Below are 15,079 nucleotides of genomic sequence, written 5' to 3'. Positions count from 1 at the left end.
CCCCATGGCGGTCCACATCACGCGCGTCTACACCAAGGTCGGCGACAACGGCACCAGCGCGCTCGGCGACGGCAGCCGGGTGCCGAAGACCGACCCCCGGCTCGCCGCCTACGCCGACGTCGACGAGGCCAACGCGTCGCTCGGGGTCGCCCTCGCGCTCGGCGGGCTGGCCGAGGACGTCGCCACGGTCCTGCGCGCCGTCCAGAACGACCTGTTCGACGTCGGCGCCGACCTGTGCGCCCCGGTCGTCCCCGACCCCAAGTACCCGCCCCTGCGCATCACCGAGTCCTATGTGGAGCGTCTGGAGCGGTGGTGCGACGACTTCAACGCCCGCCTGCCGAAGCTCAACTCCTTCATCCTCCCCGGCGGCACCCCCGGCGCCGCGCTGCTGCACACCTGCCGAACCGTCACCCGCCGCGCCGAACGCAGCGCCTGGAAGCTGATCGAGACGGAACCGGACCGCACCAACATCCTCGCCGCCCGCTACCTCAACCGGCTGTCCGATCTCCTCTTCGTCCTGGCCCGCACCGCCAATCCCGACGGCGACGTCCTGTGGCAGCCGGGCGCCGGAGGCTGACGCTCAGCCAGGCAGTGTCCACCTCGGAATGCTGGCCGGGCTCTCGTGGTGCAGCCGGTCCAGCGCGGTCAGCACGTAGGTGTACGCCCGGCCGGGCTCGGCCGTCGGATCCGTGACCGACTGCAACACGCCGCCGGCCGCCCGGCCGGTGGCCACCAGATGCCGGGCGTCGGCGAGCGCACACCGATCCACCCAGCGGGCGCCGTCGAACCGGTACAGGGCAACGGATGCCGTCGCGCGGTCCGTGCGGGCCCAGCGAATCTGCACGCCGTCCGGTCCCGGTCGGACGTCGACGATAACCGGCCGGCGCGGGGCCTGGCCGCCGCGCTGGGGCATGGTGGGGACGAGCGCCGGGTGGGCGTAGTGCTCGGCGATCAGTATGTCCATATGGGATAGACGGTTGGCCCGGACATCCTTGGCGGAGAAGTACACGTCGCCCTGCACCTGCGGGTGCGAGCGGTTGAACGTCAGGTGGTCGGACAGCTCGGCGGGGTTGCCGAGCCAGGCCGGGTGCTGAGTGGACACCCCGACCTTGTAGTTGGCCTGTCCGATGTAGAGCTGCACGTCGGTTCCCGAGACCTGGTCCGACCACCAGGGAACGAGCTTGGCGTAGTCGGCCGGCGCGAAGCCGATGTTCCAGTACACCTGCGGGACGATGTAGTCGATCCACTGCTCCCGCACCCATTTCCGGGTGTCCGCGGCCAGATCGTCGTAGGTCTGCACGCCCGCGGTGGTGTCCGAGCCGGCCGGATCGGTGGCCCGGTTGCGCCACACCGCGAACGGGCTGATCCCGAACTTGACCCACGGCTTCAGCTCGGCGATGCGCGATCCCAGCTCCGAGATCAGCAGGTCGACGTTGTGCCGCCGCCAGTCGGCCTTGACCGGGAACTGGCCGGCGCCGTACCGCTGATATGCGGCCTCGTCGTCGAACGCCTGCCCGGCGACCGGGTAGGGATAGAAGTAGTCGTCGAAGTGGACACCGTCGATGTCGTAGTTGCGGACCGCGTCGAGGATGGCGTCCTCGGTGAACCGCCGCGCCTCCGGAATCCCCGGGTTGTAGTAGAGCCGCCCGCCGTAGGTCACGATCCAGTCGGGGTGAACGCGGGCCGGATGGTCGGGATGCAGCTGGGACGGATCGGCGTGCATGGCGACCCGGTACGGGTTGAACCAGGCGTGCAGCTCGAGGTTGCGGGCATGCGCCTGCGCCACGGCGAAGCCCAGCGGGTCGTACCCGGGGTCGGTGCCCTGGCTTCCGGTGAGCCAGACCGACCACGGCTCGAGCGGCGACGGCCAGAAGGCGTCGGCCGTGGGGCGAACCTGCAGGATCACCGTGTTGAGCTTGTCCGCGACGGCCTCGTCGAGCCACCTGACCAGCTCGGCCTGCTGCTCGGCGGCCGGCAGCCCTGGCCGCGACGGCCAGTCGATGTTGACCACGCTGGCGATCCACTCCGCGCGCAGCTGCCGCTTGGGCGCGGCCGGGTCGGGTGCTCCGCAGTGTTTTTCCCACCCACCGTCCCCCCACCGCGTCCCCGCTCGACCAGCAGGCTCGGCGACCGCCGCCGCCGACGCGAGCAACGATCCAGCCAGCGCGACCACCAGCGCGGCCATCCCGATTCGACGCCCGAGACTCATGGGCAAGAGTGTGCCTTGTTAACGACATCCCTGTACATAGGGTGAAACGTTTTCAAGACGCCCACGGCAGGCGGCCGGGCGGCGCCGACTCCAGCCAGGACAGGAACCCGGTCAGCGCGCCCGGTCCCATCGCGATCTCCAACTCCGGCCCGTCGCCGTTCGTGCGGTAGCGGAACCGCAGCACCCTGGCGTCGACCGGCATGTTGTACGCCTCCGGCGCCGCGGGCTCGCGCCGGTGTGCGATCTCCAAGCCGTGCCGCCGGATCACCCGATCGGGGCCGCGCCGCAGGCTCAGCACGCGAAACCAGGCGAACTCGTCGCCGTGGTAGCGCCCGACGCCGAGCTTCCAGCCCTTCCCTGAGTCATCGAGCCGCGTCCGCAACGCGACGTGCACCCCGCCGGAGCGCAGCAGCCGGAGCCGGCGCACCACCAGGGCGGCCAGCACGAGCGCGATCACACCGAGGAGCGCTCCGAGCACCACGCTGAGGTCCACAGCCGCTCCCGCCCGCTCCGCCGGTCGTCAGGCCGGATGTCCGACGGCACGAAGCCGCGCAATCCACCGCGCCCACCCGAGGCGGTGGATACCCCTGTCGGACACGTGATCTCCTTGGCCTGGTTTCTTTCGCGCAGTCTAAATGGTCTCGTGGCAACGTTCCCAGCCAGGCGGGTGTCTTCCTGGGTGGAGGAGCCACGGCAACCGGAGGTCGACGTTGACCGAATCGCCTTTCGAGGACTTCGTAGCCACCCGCTCTCCGGTTCTGCTGCGCACGGCCTACCTGCTGTGCGGTGGAGATCGGGGAGCGGCGGAAGACCTACTGCAGGACGTGCTGGAGCGAGTCTACCCGCGGTGGCGCCGAATTCACCACGGCGCGGAACCCTACGTGCGCGGCGCCGGCGAACGCCGCGGCCAACCGCTGGCGACGGCGGTCGAGGCGGGTCACCGAAGTGCCGCTCACCACGGGGGATCCGGCCGTCCCCGGGCCCGAGCAGCCGCCCTGCTGCCGGACAACGCCACGCAGTCCGGGTGATCCGGGACGGGACGCCGAACGTGGTCGATCTCGCCGGATGACCTCAGACCGGGGAATGGCCCGCCGCGCGAAGGCGGGCCTTCGCCCTGGTCCGCACTTCCTCGTCGTCGCTCTGGAAGTCGAGCTTGGCCTGCTCCACGTCGATCTCCTGGCGCAGCTCGGCGTCCTCGGCCAGGATGCTCACGCCGCGCTCGGTGACGGACAGGAAGCCGCCGTGCACCGCGGCGTGGATCTCCTCCCCGTCGGCGGTGTCGATCCGCACCATCTCGCCCTCGACCAGCTCGGCGACCAGCGGGATGTGCCGCGGCAGGATTCCGATCTCGCCCTCGGTGGTGCGGGCGAACACGAACGTGGCCTGGCCGGACCACAGCTGCCGGTCCGGCGCCACCAGTTCGACGGACATCTCAGCCACGCCAGTCTCCTTGCGTCACAGGAAGAGCGGTCACTTCTTGGTGAGCTCGTGGTACTTGCGCTCCAGGTCCTCGAGGCCGCCGATGAGGAAGAACGCCTGCTCCGGCATGTGGTCGAAGTCGCCCTTGGTCAGCTTGTCGAAGGCCTCGATGGTCTCCTTGAGCGGCACGGTCGAGCCGGGGATGCCGGTGAACTGCTCGGCGGCCATCATGTTCTGCGACAGGAAACGCTCGATCCGCCGGGCCCGGCCGACCAGCTGCTTGTCCTCTTCGGACAGCTCGTCGATGCCGAGGATGGCGATGATGTCCTGCAGGTCCTGGTAGCGCTGGAGAATCCGGATGACCTCCTGGGCCACCCGGTAGTGCTCCTCGCCGACGATCTGCGGGTCGAGGATCGTCGAGGTGGACGCCAGCGGGTCCACCGCGGGGAAGATGCCCTTGGAGAACACCGTCCTCGACAGCTCGGTGGTGGCGTCCAGGTGGGCGAACGTGGTGGCCGGGGCCGGGTCGGTGTAGTCGTCGGCCGGCACGTAGATCGCCTGCATCGAGGTGATCGACTTGCCCTTGGTCGACGTGATCCGCTCCTGCAGCTCGCCCATCTCGTCGGCAAGGGTCGGCTGGTAGCCCACCGCAGACGGCATCCGACCGAGCAAAGTGGACACCTCGGAGCCGGCCTGGGTGAACCGGAAGATGTTGTCGATGAACAGAAGGACGTCCACGCCCTTCACGTCGCGGAACCACTCGGCCATGGTCAGCGCGGACAGCGCGACCCGCATGCGGGTACCCGGTGGCTCGTCCATCTGCCCGAACACCAGCGCGGTGTCCTTCATGACGTTGGCCTCGCGCAGCTCGAGGATCAGGTCGTTGCCCTCGCGGGTGCGCTCGCCGACGCCGGCGAACACCGAGGTTCCCTTGTGCACCCGGGCGATGCGGTTGATCATCTCCTGGATCAGCACGGTCTTGCCCACGCCGGCGCCGCCGAACAGGCCGATCTTTCCGCCGCGCACGTACGGGGTGAGCAGGTCGACCACCTTGAGGCCGGTCTCCAGCATCTCGGTCTGGCCCTCGAGCTGGTCAAGCGCCGGGGCCTTGCGGTGGATGCCCCACCACTCCAGGTCCTTGCCGTAGCCGGGCTCGTCGAGGCACTCGCCGAGCGCGTTGAACACGTGGCCCTTGACCTCGTCGCCGACCGGGACCGAGATCGGCTTCCCGGACGAGCGCACCTCGACCCCGCGGACAAGGCCGTCGGTGGGCTGCATGGACACCGCCCGGACGACGTTCTCGCCGAGGTGCTGGGCGACCTCAAGGGTCAGGGTCTTGGCGAGGTCGCCGAACTCGACGTCGACGTTGAGCGCGGTGAACAGCTCGGGCACCTCGTCCCGGGGGAACTCGACGTCGACGACCGGGCCCGTGATGCGCAGGACGCGGCCGGTGCTCGTCTCGGACGACTCAGCAGAAACAGAGGCGGTCATATGCTACTCATCACTTCCTGCGGCAGCGGCGAGCGCGTTCGCGCCCCCGACGATCTCGCTGATCTCCTGGGTGATCTGGGCTTGGCGGGCCTGGTTGGCCTCAAGGGTAAGGCTGCGGATGAGGTCGTTGGCGTTGTCGGTGGCCGCCTTCATGGCCCGCCGGCGCGAGGCCGACTCCGAGGCGGCCGCCTCGAGCAGGGCGGTGAACACCCGGGTGGACAGGTACCGCGGCAGCAGCGACCCGAACAGCGCGTCGGCGTCCGGCTCGAACTCGTACAGCGTCGGCGGCCCCTCGACCTCGGCGCCGTACTCCACTTCGATCGGCGCCAGCCGGTGCGCCACCGCGACCTGGCTGAGCATGCTGCGGAACTCGGTGTAGACGATGTGGATCTCGTCGGCGTTGAGGACGGCGGAGTCCGCACCGGTGCCGTAGGGCGCCGCCTCCCCGTCGACGGCGTACTCGGTGCCGGCGAGGAACGCGGTCACCAGCACCTTCGCCGCCTCGGCGGCGTTGGCGTACTCCGGCCGCTCGGAGAAGCCGGTCCAGGACTGCTCGATCGGCCGCTCCCGGAACCGGTAGAAGTTCAGCCCCTTGCGGCCGATCACATACAGCTTCGGCTCCTTGCCCTGCTCGCGCAGCAGGGCGAACAGCTCCTCGGCCCGGCGCAGCACGTTGGCGTTGTAGGCGCCGCACAGGCCCCGGTCGCTGGTGACCACCAGCACCGCCGCCAGATCGGGACGCTCCCGCTCGACCAGCAGCGGATGATCCAGGGCCGCGGTCTCGGCCAGCGCGGACACCACGTCGGTGATGCCCTGGGTGTACGGCCGCGCCGCCTCCACCCTGGCCTGCGCCTTGGCGATGCGCGAGGTGGCGATCAGCTCCTGCGCCTTGGTGATCTTCCTCATCGACTGGGTGGCGCGAATCCGTCGACGCAGGATGCGTAGCTGCGCGGCCATGTCGCGTTACTCGCCTTTCTCCGCGGCTTTGCGCGCGAGCGCAATCGCGTCGGCGGGGCGTCGACTCACGGAACTGCTGTCCGATCGGCCAATGCCCCGCCACCGCGATGGCGCGCCTTCGGCCGGGGCGCGCTCGGAGATCACCCTGATTGCCGCGACATACGTTGGCACCGTGGTCACCTCTTCGGGGCCGGACGCCGGACCTTGACCGACTCGTGGCCCACCGCGTCCGGGTCGAGGGCGTCGGCCTCCGGCTCGTTGACCACCGACTTGCCCTCGGCCGTGGTGAACTGCCGCTTGAACTCGTTGATGGCGTCGACGAGCCGCTGCTCGGCGTCGTCGGACAGGTCGCCGGACTCGCGGATGTCGGCAAGCACGCCCTCGGCGTGGTGGCGCACGTAGTCGAGCAGCTCGGCCTCGAACCGCTTGATGTCGGCCACCGGCACGGTGTCCAGGTGACCGCGGGTGCCGGCGTAGATCGCCACCACCTGCTCCTCGGCGGGCATCGGGCTGTACTGCGGCTGCTTGAGCAGCTCGACCAGCCGGACGCCCCGCTCGAGCTGGGCCCGCGAGGCCGGGTCCAGGTCGGAGGCGAAGGCGGCGAACGCCTCCAGCTCGCGGTACTGGGACAGGTCGAGCCGCAGCGTGCCCGCCACCTTCCGCATGGCCTTGATCTGCGCGCTGCCGCCCACCCGGGAGACCGAGACGCCGACGTTGATGGCCGGCCGGACACCCTGGTTGAACAGGTCGGTCTCCAGGAAGCACTGGCCGTCGGTGATCGAGATGACGTTGGTCGGGATGTAGGCGGAGATGTCGTTGGCCTTGGTCTCGATGATCGGCAGGCCGGTCAGCGAGCCGCCGCCCTTCTCGTCGGACAGCTTCGCGCACCGCTCGAGCAGCCGGGAGTGCAGGTAGAACACGTCGCCGGGGAACGCCTCGCGGCCCGGCGGGCGGCGCAGCAGCAGCGAGATCGCGCGGTAGGCCTCGGCCTGCTTGGTCAGGTCGTCGAAGATGATCAGGACGTGCTTGCCCTGGTACATCCAGTGCTGGCCGAGCGCCGAGCCGGTGTACGGGGCCAGCCACTTGAACCCGGCGGAGTCGGCGGCCGGCGCGGCCACGATCGTGGTGTACTCCAGCGCCCCGGCGTCGTCCAGGGCCTGGCGCACGCCGGCGATCGTCGAGCCCTTCTGCCCGATCGCCACGTAGATGCAGCGGACCTGCTTGGCCGGGTCGCCGCTGGCCCAGTTCTCCTTCTGGTTGATGATCGTGTCGACGCACACCGCGGTCTTGCCGGTCTTGCGGTCGCCGATGATCAGCTGGCGTTGGCCGCGGCCGATCGGGGTCTGCGAGTCGATGGCCTTGATGCCGGTCTGCAGCGGCTCCTTCACCGGCTGGCGGTCGATCACGCTCGGCGCCTGCAGCTCGAGCACGCGCCGGGTCTCGGCCTCGATGTCGCCGAGGCCGTCGACCGGCGCGCCGAGCGGGTTGATCACCCGGCCGAGGAAGGCGTCGCCGACCGGCACCGACAGCACCTCGCCGGTGCGCTTGACCTGCTGGCCCTCCTCGATCTTCTCGAAGTCACCGAGGATGACCGCGCCGATCTCGTGGATGTCGAGGTTCTGCGCGACGCCGAGCACGCCGCCCTCGAACTCGAGCAGCTCGCTGGTCACCGCCGAGGGCAGGCCCTCGACGAGAGCGATCCCGTCGTAGGTCTCCGAGACGATGCCCACCTCCTCGCGCGAGGTCTCGGGCGAGAAGGTGGAGACGTAGTTCTCGATCGCGCTCCGGATCTCGTCTGAGGAGATCGTCAGCTCCGCCATGGCTTTCTGGTCCCTGTCTCTGTCGTTTACTCGTCGTCTCTGGGCCCGGCTCAGCCGGACAGTCGCTGTCGCGCCGCGGCCAGCCTGGTGGCGACGCTGCCGTCGATCACCTCGCCGCCGACGGTGATCACCAGACCGCCGAGCAGGTCGGGATCCAGCTCGACCTGCACCGACACCGGCCGGCGGTAGATGGTGGACAGGCTCTCGGCGAGCCGACGCTCCTGCTCGGCGGTCAACGGCGCCGCGGCCGTGACGTGTGCGACGGACCGGCCCCGCCGGTCGGCGGCCAGGCCCGCGAGCCGCTCGACGACCGCGTCCAGGCTGCGCCCGCGCGGCACCCGCACCACCTGCCGCAGCAGCTCCAGGGTGATCGGCCGGACCTTGTCCGACGCCAGCTCGTCCAGCAACGCGAGCCGGCTGTCCACCGGCTGCAGCTCGTCGGCCAGCAGCTCGCGCAGCCGCGGCTCGGCGGCCAGCACGCGGGCGAACCGGAACAGCTCGTCCTCCACGTCCTCGATCGCGCCGTCCCGCTCGGCCACCGCGAGCGCGGCCTGCCGGGCCAGCTCCTCGATGGCGTCGACCAGGTCGCGGCCGGCCGACCAGCGGCTGGACACCAGCGCGTTGAGCGTGTCCATGGTCGCCTCGGACACCTTGCCGCCGAACACGGTGTCGACAAGCCGGCGGCGCTTCGCCTCGGGTGTGGCCGGATCGGACAGGTGGCGGCGCAGCACCCGCTCGCGGGCCAGCACGCCGAGCACGGCGAACAGCTCGTCGGACAGCGTGCGCAGGGAAGCGGTGCTGGCCTGCTCGATCACCTCGTCGAGCCGGCCACGCGCGGTGGCAAGGGACTCTCGGCTGGCGAACTGCATCAGGCCTCCCCCTTGACCTTGCGCTTGCCCCTGCCGGCCGGCGCCGGCGCCTCCGGAGCGGCCATGGCCTCCAGCTCGGCAAGGAAATGGTCCACTGTGGACGCCCGGTTGGCGTCCTCGGACAGGTGCGCGGTGACCAGCTCGGTGGCCGACGTCACGGTCAGCTCGCCGATGCGCGCCCGCAGCTCCCGGATCACCTGCTGGCGCTGCGTCGCCAGGTCCTCCTGGCCGCGCTGGCGGATCCGCTCGACCTCCCGCTCGGCCTGCGCGCGCATCTCCTCGACGATGCGCTGCCCGTCGGCCCGCGCGGTGTCCCGGATCTTGGCCGCCTCGGTCCGCGCCTCGGCGATGGCCTCCTCGTACTTGCGCTGCGCGGTCTGCAGGCGCTCGTGCGCGGCCCGGGAGGCCTCCACCTGCTTCTGGATCGTCTCCCGCTGGTTCCGGATGATCGCGCCCACCGGGGGTCGGACGTAGCGCCACACCACCCAGCCGATGACGACCAGCGCGACCACCTCGACGACGGTCTCCCAGAACACGTCCATCAGCGACGACCTCCCTCTGGTGCCGCGATCTCCTCGCCGACGACCCGGCTGGCCAGACCGCCGGCCAGCTCGCGCACCCGCGGCTCCAGGTCGGCCATGACCCGCTCGCGTTCCTCGGCGAGCTGGGTCGCGGCCTGCTGCCGAAGGTCGGCCACCTCGGCGTTGACCCGGGACCGGAACTCGTCGAGGACCTTCTGGCCCTCGGCCCTGGCCGTGTCCCGGATCCGGGCCGCCTCGCTGCGCGCCTCGGCCAGCGACCGCTCGTACCGCTCCTCGGCCTGACGGAACTTCTCCTCGGCGGCGCGGCCTTCCTCGAACCCTTTCTGCACCAACTCGTTGCGCTCCTGAATGGCCTTCCGGATCGGCGGCACGATGAACCGGAAGAAGATGAGCAGGACGATCAGAATGATGATCGACTCAACGATGAAGGTGCCATTCGGCAGCAGGAAGTTCTCCGACTCCTGTGCTTCCTGTGCCAGGTTCGACGCGCTCATGGCGGTCACAGACCAGGCGTGGCGAAGAACAGCAGAGCGGCGAACGCCAGGGCGATGAAGAAGTTTCCTTCCGCCAGACCCACCGTCAGGAAGAACGGCGTGAACAGGCGGCCCTGGGCCTCCGGCTGCCGCGCAACACCGGCCACGAGCTGGCTACCGGCCAGACCGTCACCAATGGACGCACCGGCGGCGCCGGCGCCGATCGCCACCCCACCACCGATCATCGCGCCCATCTTGACGAACGCCTCGACCTGTTCTGCTTGAGCCATGAACCTCTACCTATCTCTCGGGAAACGACATTGGACATTGACTGACGAAGCGGCGGGAAAGGGGAGTCAGTGGTGCGCGGCCTCCCGGTCCTCCATGGACTGGCTGAAGTAGATGATGGTCAGGAACGCGAAGATGAATGCCTGCACCAGGCCGATGAACGTGTCGAACAGCTTCCACCCGGCGGTCGGAATCCAGGAGATGAACGGCGGGATGAGAGTGAAAAGGCTGAGCATCACGCCGCCGGCCAGAATGTTGCCGAACAGTCGCAGCGAGTGCGACACGACGCCGGTGAACTCCTCGATGAACCACAGCGGGGCCAGGCCCGGGTTGTGCCCCTTGAGGATGTGGACCAACTGCCGGTGCGGGCCGCGGTGCACGCGGGAACCCTCGTACTGCCGCCAGAAGAACACCAGCAAGGCCATCGGGTAGACGAGGTTGACGTCCGCGGTGGGCGGCGGCAGGTAGTGGTGCAGCGGCAGCAGCACGATCCAGTTGGCCGCGAGGATGAAGACGAACAGGCCCACGGCCAGCGGCACCAGGAAGGGCGCGACCCGGACCCCGATGCTGGTCTCCACCTGGTTGCGCATGAACGTGTACACGCCCTCGAAGAACAGCTGCGCCGGGTTCGGCTTGTCCGCCGTGATCTTCGCCCGGACGTAGAACCCGAGGGCGACGACGACCACCGCGGCCAGCAATGTCCCGAGGATCGTGTCGATGTGCAGCGTCATTCCGAGGAACTCGACCTTGCTGTGCTTGCCAACCTCGACACCCGTCTCCGCGGCGAGAACCTGCTGGCTCACTGACGACGCTCCTTCATGACCGGGAGGGCGGTGGTTCCGAGAATGATCACCTGAAAGACCGCGAGGCCGAGGAAGACGCCGAACCCGTCCGGCTTGAGGAAGATCCCGAGAGCGACGGCCAGCCCGGTGATCAGCAGCAGGCGGGGAACCGACGACCGGCCGATCGCGGTCCGGCTCGGGTTCTCACTCGAGATGACCTTCACCACCGAGCGCTGCAGCAGCCGGGTGTTGAATACGCCCAGCCCGAGCCCGATGATCAGCAGAATCCCCATCACGATGTGCCCGAGCAGCCCGCACACAAGCAGACCCACCGCGCCGACGACACTGGCGATGATCAGCGGGCGGCGCAGGTTCAACACGGCCTCGGCGGGCACCTTCGCCGCCGCTGCTTGGAAGGCTGACACTGACCTCTCAATCCTTCAGGAAACTCTTGAACTTCACATACGCGTAGAAGCACGCGGTCCCGATACCGACCGCGAGTCCGGCGAGAACGAACGCTGGTGTAGTACCCGCTTGGGTATCCGCGAACCAGCCGAGCAACATGCCGCCGGCGATCAGGCCCGCGATCGCCGAACCAACCCCGATGAGCTCACGTGGGCTCGGCGGCCCCTGCGGCACGACATGCCTACCGGATGGCTGCAGGTGCGTGATGATCACTCAAGTGCAGCGCTCCTTCGTCGGTCGAATGCGGCCGGCGTCCCTGCCTCCCCCGGGACGAAACGGACGCTATCACACGGCCGGTCCGCCCCTTTCGCTGCCCTGCCGCAGGTCAGGAGCGGCGTACGTCACGTAGTCGCGGGATGAGGGACACCAGGAGGGCGAACAGCAGACCGATGCCGATCCCCCAGGCGACGACGAAGGCGTCGAACAGGGTCAGGGCCACGGTTCCGAAGGCGAGCACCGCGGCCCACAGGTAGATGAGCAGCACGGCGCGGCGCTGGGAGTGGCCGATCTCGAGCAGCCGGTGGTGCAGGTGCATCTTGTCCGGATGGAACGGTGACAGGCCGCGGTTGGTGCGCCGGACCACCGCGAGCAGCAGGTCGAGCAGCGGCACGAACAGCACGGCCGCCACCACGAGCAGCGGGGACAGCAGGGCCAGGGTGTTGGCCGCGAAGTTCTGCGGCGAGCTGACCCGGCCGGACGCCGAGGTGCTGGCCGCCGCCAGCATCAGCCCGATCAGCATGGAGCCGGAGTCCCCCATGAAGATCTTCGCCGGCTGGAAGTTGTGCGGCAGGAAGCCGAGGCAGGCGCCGGCAATGGTGGCCGCGATCAGCGCGGGGGCGTAGTTGTTGACGTCCCCGCCGGTGAGCTTGAGCAGGTTCAGGGAGAACGCCAGCATGGCGCTGGCCGAGATCAGGCCGATGCCCGCGGCCAGCCCGTCGAGCCCGTCGACGAAGTTCATCGCGTTGACCATGGTGACCACGAGCAGCACGGTCAGCAGGCCGCCCTGGTTCTGGTCGAACACCAGCGTCGAGCCCAGCCCGTCGTCGGCGCCCCACGGGATCCAGAACACGAACCACTGCAGGCCGAACAGCACCAGGATGCCGGCGCACGTGGTCTGGCCGGCGAACTTGGTCAGCGAGTCCAGCTCGAACCGGTCGTCGAGCATGCCGATCGCCACGATCACCCCGCCGCCGATCAGGACCGCGACCGGGTCGAGCGTGAAGTCGAACGCCCTACGCAGCACCGGCAGCTGGTGGGCGAGCATCATGCCGCCGCATACGCCGACGTACATGGCCAGGCCGCCGAGCCGGGGGGTGGGCACGGTGTGCACGTCGCGCTTGCGCGGGTAGGCCACCGCGCCGATCCGGAACGCCAGCCTGCGCACCAGCCCGGTGGCCAGGAAGGTCAGCGCGGCGCTGGTCAGCAGCACGAGCAGGAACTCCCGGATCGGCAGTCCGGCGGGGGCGAACTCGTTGGGGGACAAGGCGGTTAGCTCCGCGGGTAGGCCGGACGCGCGGCCACCAGCCGGCCCACCCCGGTGGCGACGTCGGCGAGCTCGGCGTCCCCGGCGGGGGTGCCGGGCTCGGCCCGCACCGCGCGGCCGATCAGCCGGGCGATCTCGGCCATGTCCGGTTCGGTCATGCCCTGGGTGGTCACGCTGGGCGAGCCGATCCGGATGCCGGACGCGGTCATCGGCGGCTGCGGGTCGAACGGGATCGCGTTCTTGTTGAGCGTGATGCTCGCGACGTCGCAGCGTTCCTCGGCGGCGGCGCCGGTCACGCCGAGCGGGCGGACGTCGAGCAGCGCGAGATGCGTGTCGGTGCCGCCGGACACCGCGCGCATGCCCTCCGCCTCGAGCGCCTTGGCCAGCGCCGCGGCGTTGGCCACCACCTGTGCCGCGTACGCCTGATAGTCCGGTGTGGACGCCTCACGCAGGGCGACCGCCTTGGCCGCCACCACGTGCATCAGCGGGCCGCCCTGGCTGAACGGGAACACCGCCTTGTCGATGGCCTTCGCGTGCTCGGCCCGGCACAGGATCATGCCGCCGCGCGGGCCGCGCAGCACCTTGTGCGTGGTGAACGTGACCACGTCGGCGAACGGCACCGGCGACGGGATCACCTTGCCCGCCACCAGACCGATGAAATGCGCGGCGTCCACCAGCAGGATGGCGCCCACCTCGTCGGCGATCTCGCGGAACGCGGTGAAGTCGATCAGCCGGGGGTACGCCGTGGCGCCGGCGATGATCATCCGGGGCTGGTGCGCGAGCGCCAGGTCGCGCACCTGGTCGTAGTCGATCAGCTCGGTGTCCCTGCGGACCCCGTAGGCCACCGGCTCGAACCAGCGGCCGGAGAAGTTCACCTTCGAGCCGTGCGTGAGGTGCCCGCCCTGCTTGAGGTCCATCGCGAGCACGACGTCGCCGGGCTCGCAGAACGCGGCGTAGGCGGCCAGGTTGGCGCTGGCCCCGGAGTGCGGCTGCAGGTTGGCGTGCTCGGCGCCGAACAGCTCCCTGGCCCTGGCGATGCCGATCTCCTCGGCCACGTCCACCTGGCCGCAGCCGCCGTAGTAGCGCCGCCCCGGGTAGCCCTCGGCGTACTTGTTGGACAGCGTGGAGCCCAGCGCGGCCAGCACGGCCGGGCTGGTCAGGTTCTCGCTGGCGATCAGCTGCAGGCCGCCGCGCAACCGGTCCAGCTCGCCGAGGACGACCTCGGCGATCTCCGGGTCGGTGCTGGTCAGGGCGTCGAAGTCGGGACCCCAGAACGGCGTGCTCACTGGCTGGTCATAGCTCCTTAGCGCGGTGCCCGGGTCAGGCTACCGCGGCCGGCCGACCTGCACGCCGCCAAGCGCCTCGGACACCGCCTCGATGCTCACCGCGCCCTCCCTCAGCAGGATCGGCTCGTCCCCGGTGAGGTCGACGATCGTGGACGGCACCGGGTCGCCGCTCGGCCCGCCGTCGAGGTACACCCGCACCGAGTCGCCGAGCTGCTCGCGGGCCTCGTCCACGGTGGAGGCCGGCGGCTGGCCCGAGCGGTTGGCGCTGGACACCGCCATCGGCCCGGTCTCGCGCAGCAGCTCGATCGCCACCGGGTGCAGTGGCATGCGCACCATCACCGTGCCCTTGGTGTGCCCAAGGTCCCAGGCCAGCGACGGCGCGTGGCGCAGCACGATGGACAGGTCGCCCGGCCAGAACGCCTCGATGAGCTGCCGGGCCTGGTACGGCACGGACAGCACCAGCCCGTCGATCGTGGACCAGGAGCCGACCAGCACACCGACCGGCATGTCCGGGCCGCGCCCCTTGGCCGCCAGCAACGAGTGCACGGCGGACAGCGAGAACGCGTCCGAGCCGATGCCGTACACCGTGTCGGTCGGGATCACCACCAGCTGACCCGACCGCACCGCGCTGGCCGCCGCGGCCAGCCCGTCCTTGCGCTCCTGCGGCCGGCTGCAGTCGTACACCGTGCTCATGGCCGGGAACTGTAGTTAGCGCGTGCGTCAAAACTACGCCGGGGTCCACCGATCTTGAAAACCGCGCTGGGTCCACCAATCTTTGAAACCGCGCCAGGGTCCACCGAATCTTGAAACTGCGCTGGGGTCGACCGAATCTTGAAACTGCGCTGGGGTCGACCGATCTTTGGCGAGGGCGGCCGCCCCACGACGACCAGGGCAGGGCGAGGAACGAGCCCTGCCCGCAGGCGTCGTCAGCCCACCACCCACGACACCCAACCCCCACCCCGGCCCGCAACCCACCAAGCAACCCGACCCAAGGC

At 69.9% G+C, this 15,079-nt stretch carries 17 protein-coding genes; 1 reads left to right on the top strand and 16 read right to left on the bottom strand.

The features are described from left to right. The first annotated feature begins 4 nt into the window (after window positions 1–4). Complete coding sequence (locus VGX25_RS10395) at window positions 5–577, top strand: cob(I)yrinic acid a,c-diamide adenosyltransferase (protein ID WP_326917432.1); 573 nt, start codon at window positions 5–7, stop codon at window positions 575–577. 3 nt (window positions 578–580) lie between these two features. On the opposite strand, the gene VGX25_RS10390 is transcribed toward VGX25_RS10395, so the two are convergent. The 16 genes from VGX25_RS10390 to VGX25_RS10315 all read right to left on the bottom strand — a co-directional run bounded on the left by VGX25_RS10390 (window position 581) and on the right by VGX25_RS10315 (window position 14,777). Beyond that, window positions 581–2,209, bottom strand: coding sequence for a glycoside hydrolase family 10 protein (locus tag VGX25_RS10390; protein WP_326917431.1), 1,629 nt, complete (start codon window positions 2,207–2,209; stop codon window positions 581–583). Window positions 2,210–2,261: 52 nt separating this feature from the next. Further along, complete coding sequence (locus VGX25_RS10385) at window positions 2,262–2,702, bottom strand: DUF2550 domain-containing protein (RefSeq protein WP_326917430.1); 441 nt, start codon at window positions 2,700–2,702, stop codon at window positions 2,262–2,264. 578 nt (window positions 2,703–3,280) lie between these two features. Further along, window positions 3,281–3,649, bottom strand: a complete 369-nt coding sequence (locus VGX25_RS10380) for a F0F1 ATP synthase subunit epsilon (RefSeq protein ID WP_326917429.1) — start codon at window positions 3,647–3,649, stop codon at window positions 3,281–3,283. Window positions 3,650–3,679: 30 nt separating this feature from the next. Next, window positions 3,680–5,119, bottom strand: a complete 1,440-nt coding sequence (atpD, locus tag VGX25_RS10375) for a F0F1 ATP synthase subunit beta (RefSeq protein WP_326917428.1) — start codon at window positions 5,117–5,119, stop codon at window positions 3,680–3,682. A 3-nt stretch (window positions 5,120–5,122) separates the two neighbouring features. Beyond that, entirely contained in the window at window positions 5,123–6,076 is a 954-nt protein-coding gene (locus VGX25_RS10370; RefSeq protein ID WP_326917427.1) for a F0F1 ATP synthase subunit gamma, read from the bottom strand. Between the two features lie 176 nt (window positions 6,077–6,252). Then, window positions 6,253–7,896: a F0F1 ATP synthase subunit alpha gene (gene atpA / locus VGX25_RS10365; protein ID WP_326917426.1), complete on the bottom strand. Its 1,644-nt coding sequence runs from the start codon at window positions 7,894–7,896 to the stop codon at window positions 6,253–6,255. A gap of 50 nt (window positions 7,897–7,946) precedes the next feature. Continuing rightward, the gene (locus VGX25_RS10360; protein ID WP_326917425.1) at window positions 7,947–8,765 is read right to left on the bottom strand and encodes a F0F1 ATP synthase subunit delta; all 819 of its coding nucleotides are present in this window, start codon (window positions 8,763–8,765) and stop codon (window positions 7,947–7,949) included. Then, window positions 8,765–9,307, bottom strand: a complete 543-nt coding sequence (gene atpF, locus VGX25_RS10355; RefSeq protein ID WP_326917424.1) for a F0F1 ATP synthase subunit B — start codon at window positions 9,305–9,307, stop codon at window positions 8,765–8,767. Before atpF ends, VGX25_RS10360 begins: the two co-directional genes overlap by 1 nt. Next, window positions 9,307–9,801 carry a F0F1 ATP synthase subunit B gene (locus VGX25_RS10350; protein WP_326917423.1) on the bottom strand — a complete coding sequence of 165 codons (495 nt, stop codon included), beginning with the start codon at window positions 9,799–9,801 and terminating at the stop codon, window positions 9,307–9,309. The genes atpF and VGX25_RS10350 overlap by 1 nt, the downstream gene beginning before the upstream one ends. Window positions 9,802–9,806: 5 nt before the next feature. Next, window positions 9,807–10,070: an ATP F0F1 synthase subunit C gene (locus VGX25_RS10345; protein WP_349256611.1), complete on the bottom strand. Its 264-nt coding sequence runs from the start codon at window positions 10,068–10,070 to the stop codon at window positions 9,807–9,809. A gap of 66 nt (window positions 10,071–10,136) precedes the next feature. Next, window positions 10,137–10,871, bottom strand: coding sequence for a FoF1 ATP synthase subunit a (locus VGX25_RS10340; protein ID WP_326917422.1), 735 nt, complete (start codon window positions 10,869–10,871; stop codon window positions 10,137–10,139). Beyond that, entirely contained in the window at window positions 10,868–11,275 is a 408-nt protein-coding gene (locus VGX25_RS10335) for an ATP synthase subunit I (protein WP_326917421.1), read from the bottom strand. The genes VGX25_RS10340 and VGX25_RS10335 overlap by 4 nt, the downstream gene beginning before the upstream one ends. 7 nt (window positions 11,276–11,282) lie before the next feature. Next, window positions 11,283–11,528, bottom strand: a complete 246-nt coding sequence (locus tag VGX25_RS10330) for an AtpZ/AtpI family protein (RefSeq protein ID WP_326917420.1) — start codon at window positions 11,526–11,528, stop codon at window positions 11,283–11,285. Window positions 11,529–11,640: 112 nt separating this feature from the next. Then, window positions 11,641–12,798 (bottom strand): MraY family glycosyltransferase, encoded by a 1,158-nt coding sequence (locus VGX25_RS10325; protein ID WP_326917419.1) that lies wholly within the window; start codon window positions 12,796–12,798, stop codon window positions 11,641–11,643. Between the two features lie 5 nt (window positions 12,799–12,803). Further along, on the bottom strand, window positions 12,804–14,084 hold the full coding sequence (gene glyA, locus VGX25_RS10320) for a serine hydroxymethyltransferase (RefSeq protein WP_326917418.1): 1,281 nt from the start codon (window positions 14,082–14,084) through the stop codon (window positions 12,804–12,806). A gap of 39 nt (window positions 14,085–14,123) precedes the next feature. Beyond that, window positions 14,124–14,777, bottom strand: a complete 654-nt coding sequence (locus tag VGX25_RS10315) for an L-threonylcarbamoyladenylate synthase (protein WP_326917417.1) — start codon at window positions 14,775–14,777, stop codon at window positions 14,124–14,126. Between the last annotated feature and the right edge of the window lie 302 nt (window positions 14,778–15,079).

This window comes from Actinophytocola sp., from assembly GCF_035942955.1.
In the GTDB taxonomy this organism is placed as follows: domain Bacteria; phylum Actinomycetota; class Actinomycetes; order Mycobacteriales; family Pseudonocardiaceae; genus DASYTH01.
This window is presented reverse-complemented; position numbering and strand designations above follow the sequence as displayed.

Excerpts from the sequence above, each read along its gene's own strand:
- VGX25_RS10345 (WP_349256611.1), bottom strand. The coding sequence starts at position 10,070 with ATGGCTCAAGCAGAACAGGTCGAGGCGTTCGTCAAGATGGGCGCGATG.
- VGX25_RS10390 (WP_326917431.1), bottom strand. The coding sequence starts at position 2,209 with ATGAGTCTCGGGCGTCGAATCGGGATGGCCGCGCTGGTGGTCGCGCTG.
- VGX25_RS10350 (WP_326917423.1), bottom strand. The coding sequence starts at position 9,801 with ATGAGCGCGTCGAACCTGGCACAGGAAGCACAGGAGTCGGAGAACTTC.
- atpF (WP_326917424.1), bottom strand. The coding sequence starts at position 9,307 with ATGGACGTGTTCTGGGAGACCGTCGTCGAGGTGGTCGCGCTGGTCGTC.
- VGX25_RS10395 (WP_326917432.1), top strand. The coding sequence starts at position 5 with ATGGCGGTCCACATCACGCGCGTCTACACCAAGGTCGGCGACAACGGC.
- atpA (WP_326917426.1), bottom strand. The coding sequence starts at position 7,896 with ATGGCGGAGCTGACGATCTCCTCAGACGAGATCCGGAGCGCGATCGAG.
- VGX25_RS10370 (WP_326917427.1), bottom strand. The coding sequence starts at position 6,076 with ATGGCCGCGCAGCTACGCATCCTGCGTCGACGGATTCGCGCCACCCAG.
- VGX25_RS10315 (WP_326917417.1), bottom strand. The coding sequence starts at position 14,777 with ATGAGCACGGTGTACGACTGCAGCCGGCCGCAGGAGCGCAAGGACGGG.
- VGX25_RS10360 (WP_326917425.1), bottom strand. The coding sequence starts at position 8,765 with ATGCAGTTCGCCAGCCGAGAGTCCCTTGCCACCGCGCGTGGCCGGCTC.
- atpD (WP_326917428.1), bottom strand. The coding sequence starts at position 5,119 with ATGACCGCCTCTGTTTCTGCTGAGTCGTCCGAGACGAGCACCGGCCGC.